Source organism: Catenulispora subtropica (genome assembly GCF_039531675.1).
GTDB classification, from domain to species: domain Bacteria; phylum Actinomycetota; class Actinomycetes; order Streptomycetales; family Catenulisporaceae; genus Catenulispora; species Catenulispora subtropica.
In genome coordinates, this window is the sequence record NZ_BAAAQM010000063.1 from 31,467 (window position 1) to 43,856 (window position 12,390).

At 70.0% G+C, this 12,390-nt stretch carries 8 protein-coding genes; 6 read left to right on the forward strand and 2 right to left on the reverse strand.

Annotated elements, in window-relative coordinates; genetic code table 11:
• Positions 1–13 precede the first annotated feature (13 nt).
• Both ABD466_RS37220 and ABD466_RS37225 read right to left on the reverse strand, forming a co-directional pair.
• Entirely contained in the window at positions 14–577 is a 564-nt protein-coding gene (locus tag ABD466_RS37220) for a Uma2 family endonuclease (RefSeq protein WP_344661973.1), read from the reverse strand.
• 33 nt (positions 578–610) lie between these two features.
• The gene (locus ABD466_RS37225; RefSeq protein WP_344661974.1) at positions 611–2,950 is read right to left on the reverse strand and encodes a DEAD/DEAH box helicase; all 2,340 of its coding nucleotides are present in this window, start codon (positions 2,948–2,950) and stop codon (positions 611–613) included.
• A 347-nt stretch (positions 2,951–3,297) separates the two neighbouring features.
• Between ABD466_RS37225 and ABD466_RS37230 the strand changes: the two genes are divergently transcribed.
• The 6 genes from ABD466_RS37230 (at position 3,298) to ABD466_RS37255 (ending at position 12,380) form a co-directional block, all read left to right on the forward strand.
• Entirely contained in the window at positions 3,298–3,639 is a 342-nt protein-coding gene (locus ABD466_RS37230) for an anti-sigma factor antagonist (protein ID WP_344661975.1), read from the forward strand.
• Between the two features lie 121 nt (positions 3,640–3,760).
• Positions 3,761–4,270 (forward strand): ATP-binding protein, encoded by a 510-nt coding sequence (locus ABD466_RS37235; protein WP_344661976.1) that lies wholly within the window; start codon positions 3,761–3,763, stop codon positions 4,268–4,270.
• A 224-nt stretch (positions 4,271–4,494) separates the two neighbouring features.
• Entirely contained in the window at positions 4,495–6,942 is a 2,448-nt protein-coding gene (locus ABD466_RS37240; RefSeq protein WP_344661977.1) for a sodium-translocating pyrophosphatase, read from the forward strand.
• A gap of 93 nt (positions 6,943–7,035) precedes the next feature.
• Positions 7,036–8,526: a DUF7059 domain-containing protein gene (locus ABD466_RS37245; protein ID WP_344661978.1), complete on the forward strand. Its 1,491-nt coding sequence runs from the start codon at positions 7,036–7,038 to the stop codon at positions 8,524–8,526.
• A gap of 299 nt (positions 8,527–8,825) precedes the next feature.
• Positions 8,826–11,639: a type I DNA topoisomerase gene (topA, locus tag ABD466_RS37250; protein WP_344661979.1), complete on the forward strand. Its 2,814-nt coding sequence runs from the start codon at positions 8,826–8,828 to the stop codon at positions 11,637–11,639.
• 108 nt (positions 11,640–11,747) lie between these two features.
• Complete coding sequence (locus tag ABD466_RS37255; RefSeq protein WP_344661980.1) at positions 11,748–12,380, forward strand: Uma2 family endonuclease; 633 nt, start codon at positions 11,748–11,750, stop codon at positions 12,378–12,380.
• Positions 12,381–12,390 lie beyond the last annotated feature (10 nt).

The following is a 12,390-nucleotide window of genomic DNA, read 5'->3' on the forward strand; positions in this document are numbered from 1 at the left end:
GCCGGGGTGATGGTCAGATGTCCGTGAGATCGATCTCCACGGGGAAGCCGAGGTCGGTCTTGACCGTGTCGTCGAAGACGCCGGTCCCGCGGTAGGTTCCGGTCGCCTCGTCGAGCACGTACGTGTACACCACGGGAGTGTTGCCTTCGAGCTCTACGCGCCAGTAGAACCGAATACCCGCGGCGGCGTACTCGAGTGGCTTGTGCAGCCGGTCGGTGGTCTCCGAGCCGGGCGAGACGACTTCGACCACCGCGAGCACCGCCTCGCGCGGAAGCCGGCGGTCGCGAGGGGTGCCCGCCTCGTAGACGAGGACGTCAGGCCGACGATTCAGCAACGGGATGTCGCGCAGCCGGAGATCGACATCGAACGTCGTGCGCCAAGCGGGCCTGCCCGCCGCTTCGACGGCGTTCGCGATGCGTCGGATCACGTCGTTGTGGAACGGGCTGGGGCTTGGGCTGATGTGGACCATTCCGTCGACGATCTCGATGTTCCGGCACAGTTCTTCCGACATTGCGTCGTACTGCTCTGCGCTTATCTGCTCGTGCATCCACGAGTAGTCGACCGTCTCCACGGACATGGCTCCACTCCTCTCTTCGATGTCGTGACCAGCCTAGCTATCGGTCGCGATGTTCGACACACCCGAAAGGACCAAATTGAGCAGTCGTGCCGCCCCCGCCTTGTCCAACGGGTTGTTCCCGTTTCCGCACTTCGGGGACTGCACGCACGAGGGACACCCCTCCAGGCACTCGCACGCCGCGATCACGTCCCGCGTCGCCGTCAGCCACGCCACCGCGGACCCGTACGCGCGCTCGGCGAAGCCCGCGCCGCCGGGGTGGCCGTCGTAGACGAACACGGTGAGGCGCTCGGTGTCGGGGTGGAGGGGGAAGGAGACTCCGCCGATGTCCCAGCGGTCGCAGGGGGTGAAGAGGGGGAGGAGGCCGATGGAGGCGTGTTCGGCGGCGTGGGCGGCGCCGGCGCTCATGGCGGTGTCGAGCAGGGCGTCGGGAAGGGCGGCGAGGTCGACGGTCCACCAGACGGCGCGGGTGCGAAGGGTGCGCTCGGGGAGGTCGAGGGGTTTGGTCTCGACGATCTGGCCGGTGCCGGCGCGGCGCTTCAAGTAGGAGACGACCTGGGTGCTCACCTCGACCGAGCCGAAGTGGAGGGAGACGTCGTCGCCCCAGTCCTGGGTCTGATCGGTCTCCAGGATGGTCACCTGGACCACGTCGCGGGCCATCGTCGTGTAGTCCGGGTCGGCCCGGCGGACCTGCGCTATGTTCAGCTCCAGATCCAGCTTGTCGACCAGGTACGTGTGGCCCTGGTGCAGGTACACGGCGCCGTCGTGGACCGTGGAATGCGACGCGCCCTCGTCCACCGTGCCCAGCAGGCGGCCGGTCTGGCCCTCCACGATCCGCACCGGCACGCCGCCGGTGCCGCGCAGGTCGGTCAGCGCCGACGGCCGCTCGCGCCGGGTCCAGTACCAGCCGGTGGGCCGTCGGCGCAGGTACTCGCGGCGGGTCAGGTCGGACAGCAGAGCCTCGGTGCCTGGACCGAACAAGGCCAGGTCCGTGTCGGTCAGCGGGAGCTCCGCGGCGGCGGCGCACAGGTGCGGCGCCAGGACATAGGGGTTGTCCGGGTCCAGGACGGAAGCCTCGACCGGCCGGTCGAAGATCGACTCCGAGTGGTGCACCAGGTAGGTGTCCAGCGGGTCGTCGCGGGCGATGAGCACCGCCAGCGCCCCCTGCCCGGCTCGGCCCGCCCGCCCCGCCTGCTGCCACAGCGAAGCCCGCGTGCCGGGGAACCCGGCCATCAGCACGGCGTCGAGCCCGGCGACGTCCACGCCGAGTTCCAGCGCCGTCGTGGCGGCCAGTCCGACGAGCGCCCCGTCCGCCGCGGGGTCCATGTGCAGCGCGGCTTCCAAAGCCCGGCGCTCGCTCTTCAGATATCCGCCGCGATAGGCCGCGATCCGCTTCCCATATCCGGCTCGGCGCTCCTCCAGGTGATCCCGGGTCTGCATCGACACTTGTTCGGCGCCGCGGCGGGAGCGGGTGAAGACCACGGTGCGGACGTCGTCCAGGACCAGGTCGGTGAGCAGGTCCGCGGCCTCCGCGGTGGCGGAGCGGCGGACCGGGGCGCCGCGCTCGCCGATCAGCGTGGTCAGGGGAGGTTCCCAGAGGGCGAACACCAGGGGGCCGCGCGGGGAGGCGTCGTCGGTCACCGCCGAGACCTCCACCCCGGTCAGCCGGGAGGCCGAGGCGGCCGGTTCCGCGGTGGTGGCCGACGCCAGTATGAAAGTCGGACTGGCGCCGTACCGCTCGCAGACCCGGCGCAGCCGGCGCAGGACCGCGGCGACGTGCGAGCCGAAGACCCCTTTATAGGTGTGGCACTCGTCGATGACGACGTAGCGCAGCCGCCGCAGGAACGGCGCCCACCGCGCGTGGCCGGGCAGCAGCGAGTAGTGCAGCATGTCCGGGTTGCTCAGCACGTAGTTCGCGTGTTGCCGGACCCAGTCCCGCGCTTCGGCGTCCGTGTCGCCGTCCAGCAGGCCGGCGCGCAGTCCCGGTACGTCCAAGCGAGTGAGACGCCTGAGTTGGTCCGCGGCCAGCGCCTTGGTCGGCGCCAGGTAGAGCGTGCCGCCGGCGTTCTCCCGGATCGCGGTCAGCGCCGGCAGCTGGAAACCCATCGACTTGCCGGAGGCGGTGCCGGTGGCCAACGTCACATGCCGGCCGTCGCGGGCAGCCTCGGCCGCCGCCACCTGGTGCCGCCAAGGCCGGTCCACCCCGCCGGCCTCGCGGAACGCCCGCACCACGGCTTCGTCGGCCCACTCCGGCCACTCGGCGTGCTCCGCGTCCCGGGCGGGCACCACCCGCACATGCGTCACACGCTCCGCACGCGACGCGGGAACCGATATCAGCCGCTCCAGCGTTTCCGGGATGACGGAATCCCCGGGCATCGGATCCGGTGTGGACACACCACCCGCGCCGGGGTTTTGCTGGTAAGGAGGAGTCGGCGACATCGCGAACCAGTATCAGGCACGGCGCGGCGCGGTAGGGCGAAACCGCCTCACCCGCCGCCCGCCGCCACCCGTCAAGGAGGCACTACGTGCCGCTCAGCTCGCTAGAACGCGGCGGCGCAACCGGCATCATTCGAGGGCACTTGCCGCGAATCGTGGCCGAGTGTCACCCCGAGGTGATTGACTGTGCTCAAGCCCTGACCCGGGCGAGGCTGTACTTTGTGTTGCCGAGGACACACCTTTTCACCCCCGCCGCGGCGGGAAGGCACCGATTTTGGAGGCCGGCAGTGGACCTGAAGCTGGAGACGCGAGACGAGAACGGCCGGACGATCGTCAAGGTCGGCGGGGAGATCGACGTGTACACCGCCCCGAAGCTCCGCGAGCAGCTGGTCGAGCTGGTCGGCGCCGGGAAGTACCACCTGATCGTGGACATGGAGGACGTCGACTTCCTCGACTCCGCCGGCCTCGGCGTGCTGGTCGGCGGCCTGAAGCGGGTCCGGGCGCACGACGGCTCGCTGCGCCTGGTGTGCACCCAGGAGCGGATCCTGAAGATCTTCCGGATCACCGGCCTGACCAAGGTGTTCCCGATCAGCGACAGCGTCGAGCAGGCTGTGACCGCCGTCGACTGAGCGGACGCCCGGCGGGTCCGCCCCCGGTGCCCGCGGCGCGACCGCCCCAGGGTCGCGTCGCACCGTGGGCGGCTCCGCCTCCCGGCCGTCCAATCCGCACTTTGTTCCTAAGGGGTCTGCAATGGATGCGCAATCGTCGGCCATCGGCACGGTGGCCAAGACGGAGAGCGCCACGGCCGTCCTGCTGCGGTTCACGCCGCAGCCCGAGCACGTCCGGACCGCCCGCCTGGTGGCGGTCGCCCACGCCCGCCGGGTGGGCGTCGAGGCCGGACTGCTCGACGAGGTCCGCCTCGCCGTCGGTGAGGCCTGCTCCCGGGCGGTCGGCCTGCACCAGCGGCACTGCCCGGGCGAGCCGGTCGTGGTGGTGCTGGACGCGGTCGACTCCACCGGGTCCGGCCTGGCGCCGGACCGGTTCGTGGTGACGGTCGCCGACAAGGTGTCCGGGGCCGTGCCCTCCCCGCGGGACGGCGCGCCGGCCCGCGAGGGCGGCGCCGCGGCCGAGGACGAGGACGACCTCGACGACGCCGAGATGGGTCTGGCGGTCCTCACCGGGCTGGTCGACGACCTCGACATCGCCGCCACCCCCGACGGGGGAGCCGTCCGCATGGGCTGGCCGGTCAAGGACTTCTGAGAAGGGCGGTCACCACCTGTTCGCCGATTGCGGCGCGTCATCCCACATCAGAGCGGAGCACTCACTCACCAATACGAGTGAAAGTGGCCTTCGTCACATAGCGATCCGTGAGGTCGGCGAAACGATCTGTTGACCGACCTCGTGTATTCACGCGTAGACTCCCCTGCCATTGGCTGTGATCTGAGTTACAGCGTCGGAAAACGGATCGTCACAGTGGAGGACGCATGCCGCCAATCGCGGACAGCGGCTCGACGGTGATCTCATTGGCCGGGGGAAACCTCGCCTGGATCTTCGTGGTGGCCGTGATCGCCCTGGGTGCGCTCGGTGTCGCCGGCATTCTCGTCAAAGAGGTGCTGGCGGCCAGTGAGGGCACGGAGAACATGAAACGCATCGCGGCAGCGGTGCAGGAAGGCGCGTCCGCATACCTGACGCGGCAGTTCCGCACGCTGTCGATCTTCGCGGCCGCCGCCTTCTTCCTGCTGCTCGCGCTGCCGGCCGACGACTGGTCGCAACGCGTCGGCCGCTCGGTCTTCTTCCTGGTGGGGGCCGCCTTCTCGGCGACGACCGGGTATGTGGGGATGTGGCTGGCGGTCCGCGCGAACGTGCGCGTGGCGGCGGCCGCGAACGAGTCCGGCTCGCCCCGGGCGATCCGGATCGCCTTCCGCACCGGCGGTGTGGTCGGCATGTTCACGGTGGGCCTGGGCCTGTTCGGCGCGGCCGTCGTGGTGCTGATCTACAAGGAGAACGCCCCGAACGTGCTCGAGGGCTTCGGCTTCGGCGCGGCCATGCTCGCGATGTTCATGCGGGTCGGCGGCGGCATCTTCACCAAGGCCGCCGACGTCGGCGCCGACCTGGTCGGCAAGGTCGAGCAGAACATCCCCGAGGACGACCCGCGCAACGCCGCGACCATCGCCGACAACGTGGGCGACAACGTCGGCGACTGCGCGGGCATGGCCGCGGACCTGTTCGAGTCCTACGCGGTGACCCTGGTCGCGGCGCTGATCCTGGGCAAGATCGCCTTCGGGACCCAGGGCCTGGTGTTCCCGCTGATCGTGCCGGCGCTCGGCGTGATCACCGCGGTGATCGGCATCTTCGCGGTGTCGCCCCGGGTCGGGGACCGCAACGCGATGGCGGCGATCAACCGCGGCTTCTTCATCAGCGCCCTGGTGGCGGTGGTGCTGGTCGCCGTCGCGGCGTTCATGTACCTGCCGGACAAGATCAGCGCGCTGGACGGGGTGAGCCCCGGCGTCCTGGCCGAGGCGGCCACCAAGGACCCGCGCTGGATCGCGCTCGGCGCCGTGGTCATCGGCATCGTGGTGGCCACCGTCATCCAGGTGCTGACCGGCTACTTCACCGAGACCACCCGGCGCCCGGTGCGCGACATCGGCAAGACCTCGCTGACGGGACCCGCGACGGTGGTGCTGGCCGGCATCTCGGTCGGCCTGGAGTCCGCGGTGTACTCGGCGATGCTGATCGGCGGCGGCGTCTTCACGGCCTACCTGCTCGGCGGGACCTCGCTGACGCTGTCCCTGTTCGCGGTGGCCATGGCCGGCACCGGCCTGCTGACCACGGTCGGCGTCATCGTCGCGATGGACACCTTCGGTCCGGTCTCGGACAACGCGCAGGGCATCGCGGAGATGTCCGGCGACGTCGGCGAGGAGGGCGCGCAGGTGCTGACCTCGCTGGACGCGGTCGGCAACACCACCAAGGCGATCACCAAGGGCATCGCGATCGCCACCGCGGTGCTGGCCGCGACCGCGCTGTTCGGGTCCTTCACCCAGAAGATCGGCGAGGCCGTCGACAAGGTCGGGCCGAAGGCCGTCGGGGACAACCCGGAGAACATCCTGCAGTACAACGGCATCCTCAACGTCGGCAACCCGCGCAACCTGTTCGGCCTGATCATCGGTGCCGCGGTGGTCTTCCTGTTCTCCGGTCTGGCGATCAACGCGGTCTCCCGCGCGGCCGGCGCCGTGGTGTTCGAGGTCCGCCGCCAGTTCCGCGAGATCCCCGGGATCATGGAGGGCACCGGGCGGCCGGAGTACGGCCGCGTGGTGGACATCGTGACCACCGACTCGCTGCGCGAGCTGATCACGCCGGGCCTGCTGGCCGTGATGGCGCCGATCGCCGTCGGGTTCACCCTCGGGGTCGGGGCGCTGGGCTCCTACCTGGCCGGCGTCATCGGCTGCGGTGTGCTGATGGCGGTGTTCCTGTCCAACTCCGGCGGCGCGTGGGACAACGCGAAGAAGATGGTCGAGGACGGCCACTTCGGCGGCAAGGGCTCCTCGGCCCACGAGGCCACGATCATCGGTGACACCATCGGCGACCCGTTCAAGGACACCGCCGGGCCGGCGATCAACCCGCTGATCAAGGTGATGAACCTGGTCAGCCTGCTGATCGTGCCGGCCGTGGTGCAGCTGTCGGTCGGCACGGACGCCAACGCGGGGATCCGCGCGCTGATCGCGGTCGTCGCGGTCGCGGTGGTCGTCGGCGCGGTCTGGAACAGCAAGCGCAAGTCGATCGCCGTGTCGGACTCGAACTCGGACGCCGGCTCCGGCCCCGGGACCGCGGTGGCCGCCGCGGTCGAGAACGCGGCGGGTGCGTCAGGTGCACCCGGTGCGCCGCGGAACGGCGACGAGGACAAGACGGTCGAGGCTTCGGCCGGATCCGTCTGAGTCTTCTCCTTATTAATGGGTGCCCCCGGCCTTCCGGCCGGGGGCACCCGCTTTCTGGCATGCCGACCCACGGTTACCCACGACAATGGGTCCATGGAGAAGTTGCGCGAAGCCCTGATCAAGGCCGACTACACCGTGGACGGCGTCCTGGAGGTCCTCGGTCCGCTCGCTTACGCGGCGCTGGCCCGCAGCGAAAGTGTTCCGGCCTTGCGCGCGACCGGTGGCGGAAGCCCCGTGGAGACCCTGATCCGGCTCTTCCTCTTGCAGCAGACCGTGGACCGGAAGGCGGTCGAGGCGGCACTTCCGGTGGCGGATTGTCTGGCTGCCGGACTCGTCACGGTGGACGGGGATCAGGTGCGGGCCGCCATCGACATCCGGCCCTACGGCGACGACGACGGCCACGACTGGTATCTCGTCAGCGACCTGTCCGGCGGGCTGCACGCCCAGGGGCAGGGACACCCCGTGCGGGAGGACCACGTCCTCGGCGTCGGCGGCGCGTCGACCACGCTCGCGCAGCTCACCATCCGCGAGCGGTTCGGCTCCGCGCTCGACGTCGGCACCGGCGGCGGGGTGCAGGCGCTGCACCTGTCGACGCACGTTGGACGGGTCGTCGGGACCGATCGGAACCCCCGAGCGCTCAAGCTGGCGAAGCTGACGCAGCAGTTGTCCGGGGTCGAGCCGTTCGACCTGCGGGAGGGGTCGCTGTTCGAGCCGGTCGGCGGGGAGAGGTTCGACCTCATCGTGTCGAATCCGCCCTTCGTCATCTCACCCGACAACGCCGCGCAGGGCGGCCGTTTCGTCTACCGCGACTCGGGGCTGCCCGCCGACGAGGTGTGCCGGCAGCTGGTCGCCGACGCGCACGAGCACCTGACCGAGGGCGGCTGGTGCCAGGTGCTCGCCAACTGGCTGCACGTGGACGGCGTCGACTGGCGGGAGCGGGTCGCCGGGTGGGTGCGGGAGACCGGCTGCGACGCCTGGGTGGTGCAGCGGGAGGCGCAGGACCCGGCCGAGTACGTCGAGCTGTGGCTGCGGGACTCCGGCGAGTACGGCACGCCCGACTACCCGCGGCGCTACGACGCCTGGCTGGACTACTTCGAGCAGCAGCGGGTCTCCGCGATCGGGTTCGGGTGGATCACCCTGCACAACGCCGGCTCCGAGAGCCCGCTGATGCGGCTGGAGGAGATCTCGCACCCGGTGGAACAGCCGCTGGGACCGCACATCCCCAGCTGGTTCGCGCGCCACGACTTCCTGCGCGACGTCGACGACGACGAGCTGATGCGGCGCCGGCTGGCCGTGGCGCCGGACGTGCGGTGGGAGCAGGTGGCGCGGCCCACGTACGAGAGCGGCGGCGGGTGGGCGAGCGAGTCGTCGCGGATCAGCCAGCAGGAGGGGTTCATGCGGTCGGCCGACATCGACGCGGTCGGGGCGGCCGTGGTCGGTGGGGCGGATGGGGAGACCCCTCTCGGGGAGATCCTGGACGCTGTCGGCGAACGGTACGGGATCGACGGCCGGAGCCTGCGGGCCGGTGCGGTCGAGGCCGTTCGGGGGCTGGTGGAGGACGGATATCTGTTCCCCGTGGAGTAACCGGTTCCCTGGTCGTCATCTGGGCGGATGGCCGCCCCAGGGGCCCCGGGAGCACCCGGGCGTCCCACGGTATGGCGTTTTCCGGTTCCGTCCTATACGCCAGTTCGGGTTAACGTTCGGTTGTACGCCGACCATTCAAGACAACGAGTAGGACACAGTAGACAGCGCGGGGACGTTCGGCTGAGGTACGGTCACTCTCCGTTGGTGTCGCGGTGGGACGGCCACGTGTCGGGCCGCGGTGTGCGGGGTACGCCCAAGCGCGTATCCCTTGGGGCTAGCAGCTGGAAGCAGAGGTAACGGTGGCAGGCAAGGGTTCAGCGGACTCGGGAGGCGCGACGCGCCGACTGGTCATCGTCGAGTCGCCGGCCAAGGCGAAGACGATCAAGGGCTACCTCGGTGCGGGCTACACCGTCGAGGCCTCGGTCGGCCACATCCGCGACCTGCCCGCCGGCGCCGACGAGGTACCGGAGAAGTACAAGGGCACGCCGATGGGCCGGCTCGGAGTGGACGTCGACGGCGAGTTCGAGCCGCTGTACCTGGTCAACGCCGACAAGAAGAAGCAGGTGGCCAAGCTCAAGGACCTGCTCAAGGAAGCCGACGAGCTCCTGCTCGCGACGGACGAGGACCGCGAGGGCGAGGCCATCGCCTGGCACCTCCAGGAGGTGCTCAAGCCCAAGGTGCCGTCCAAGCGGATGGTCTTCCACGAGATCACCCGGGAGGCGATCCAGGAGGCCGCGCAGAACACGCGGGAGATCAACCTGCAGCTGGTCGACGCGCAGGAGACCCGGCGCATCCTGGACCGGCTGTACGGCTACGAGGTCTCGCCGGTGCTGTGGAAGAAGGTCCGGACCGGGCTCTCGGCCGGACGCGTGCAGTCCGTGGCCACCCGGATGGTCGTGGAGCGGGAGCGGGAGCGCATGGCGTTCACCGCGGCCGAGTACTGGGACCTGACCGGCGCCTTCGAGACGCTGAAGGCGGCCGGGCCGGACGACCCGCGCGGGATGACCGCCCGGCTGGCGAACGTCGACGGCAAGCGGGTCGCCGCCGGCCGCGACTTCGGCTCGAACGGTCAGCTCAAGCCGACCAGCCAGAACGTCGTGCACCTGACCGAGGTGACGGCGAAGGCGCTGGCCGCGGCGCTGCGCGAGGCCGACTTCAGCGTCCGGGGCGTCGAGCGCAAGCCGTACCGGCGCTCCCCCTACGCGCCGTTCCGCACCACCACGCTGCAGCAGGAAGCCAGCCGCAAGCTGGGCATGGACTCCAAGCGCACCATGCGGGTCGCGCAGAGCCTGTACGAGAACGGCTACATCACCTATATGCGTACCGACAGCATCACGCTGTCGGACACGGCGCTGAACGCCGCGCGGACCCAGGTGCGGGAGCTCTACGGGGCCGACTACCTGCCGGACGTGCCGCGGCGCTACGACTCCAAGGTGAAGAACGCGCAGGAGGCGCACGAGGCGATCCGGCCCTCCGGCGACACCTTCCGCACGCCGGCGCAGACCGGTCTGAGCGGGGACGAGTTCCGGCTCTACGAGCTGATCTGGATGCGGACCGTCGCCTCGCAGATGAAGGACGCGACCGGGCACACCGTCACGGTGAAGGTCGGCGGCGCGGCCGCGGACGGCCGGGACGTCGAGTTCACCGCCAGCGGCCGGATCATCTCCTTCCACGGCTTCCTGAAGGCCTACGTGGAGGGCACCGACGACCCGGACGCCGCGCTGGACGACTCCGAGCAGCGGCTGCCGGCGGTCTCCGAGGGCGACGCCCTGACCACCACGAAGATGACCGCGGACGGGCACTCGACCAAGCCGCCGGCGCGGTTCACCGAGGCCTCGCTGATCAAGGAGATGGAAGAGCGGGAGATCGGGCGGCCCTCGACGTACTCGACGATCCTCGGCACCATCCTGGACCGCGGCTACGTCTTCAAGAAGGGGACGGCGCTGGTCCCGTCGTTCATCGCGTTCGCCGTGGTGGGGCTGATGGAGCGGCACTTCGGCGACCTGGTGAACTACGAGTTCACCGCGCGCATGGAGGACGACCTGGACCGGATCGCCCGCGGCGAGGCGCAGCGCGTGCCGTGGCTGCGGCGGTTCTACTTCGGGCCGACCGAGGCCGAGCGCACCGGCGGGGGCGCCGGCGACCACGGCTCCGTGGCCGACCACCTCGGCGGGCTCAAGGACCTGGTCACCGACCTGGGCAACATCGACGCCCGGGAGGTGAACTCGTTCTCGGTCGGGGACGGCATCGTGCTGCGGGTCGGCCGCTACGGCCCGTACATCACCCGCGACTTGGAGGACGGCACGCAGCAGCGCGCGAACGTGCCGGACGACCTGCCGCCGGACGAGCTGACCGTGGCCTTCGCCGAGGAGCTCTTCCAGCAGCCGAGCCAGGACCGCGAGCTGGGCAAGGACCCGGCGACCGGCTACGAGATCGTGGCCAAGTCCGGCCGCTACGGGCCGTACGTCACCGAGGTGCTGCCCGAGGGCACCCCCACCCGCGGCAAGAACGCGGTGAAGGCCCGCACCGGCTCCCTGTTCAAGAACCAGTCGCTGGACACGGTCACCCTCGACGAGGCGCTGATGCTGCTGTCCCTGCCCCGCGTGGTCGGCACCGACCCGGAGACCGGCGAGGAGATCACGGCGCAGAACGGCCGCTACGGGCCGTACCTGAAGAAGGGCACGGACTCCCGCTCGCTCACGTCCGAGGACGAGATCTTCGAGATCGGCCTCGAGGCGGCCCTGGAGATCTACAAGCAGCCCAAGGCCCGTGGCCGCGGCGCCGCCAAGCCCCCGCTGCGCGAACTGGGCCCGGACCCGGTCTCCGGCAAGCCGATCGTCATCAAGTCCGGCTTCTACGGCGAGTACCTCACCGACGGTGAGACCAACGTGACCATCCCCAAGAGCGAGACGGTCGAGGGGATCACGCCGGAGAAGGCGCACGAGCTGCTGGCGGAGAAGCGGGCCAAGGGGCCGGCGAAGAAGACCGCGAAGAAGGCGGCGGCGAAGAAGACCACCGCGAAGAAGACGGCGAGCAAGACGACGGCCTCGGCGAGCAAGACGGCGGCGAAGAAGACCGCGGCGAAGAAGACGGCGAGCTCGGGGTCGAAGTAGCTGCCAGGGGTGAATGTGGTCGGGTTTTCTTCACTCGCGCGAGTGAAGAAAACTCTCGACCGGCGCTACGCTGAGTAGGAAGACGGAGGCGGTTCGTAAGATCGGAGTATGAGCGCGGCGACCCTTCCTCCGGCCTTGGAGCAGTCTTCGGGCGAGCCTCCCGAGGAGGCTTGGCCGAGCTGGATCGTGCCTCCGGTCGACGGTTTCACCTCCGCCGATCTCGACAGGTTGCCAGGGCTCCCCCGTCACACCGAACTGCTCAACGGGAGTCTGGTCTTCGTGTCTCCACCGGGTGCCTGGCACAGCCTGGTGATGTTCTTCCTTCGCAGCGTCCTGCGCTCCGCCGCACCTGATGGCTGGCGAGTCACGCACGAGATGACCGCCTGGCTCGATGACCGGAACCGGCCCGAGCCCGATGTGCTCGTGGTCGCCGAGTCCGCCATGCGCCCGGACAAGACCGAGACGTTCTACCGGCCCGAGGACATCGCTCTGGCCATCGAGATCGTCTCTCCCGAATCCGTCGAGCGCGACCATGAGGTCAAGCCGCCGAAGTATGCGCGCGCCGGCATCAAGCATCTGTGGTTGATCGAGCGCGACGGCGAAGCGGCCGTGGCATACGTGTACACCCTCGATCCGACGACGGGCGACTACAGCCTGATCGGCACCTACCGGGACCGCCTGAAAGTCTCCGTGCCCTTCGATATCGACATCGATTTCGGCACGCTCGACGACTTCCGCTGACGGCCCCGCT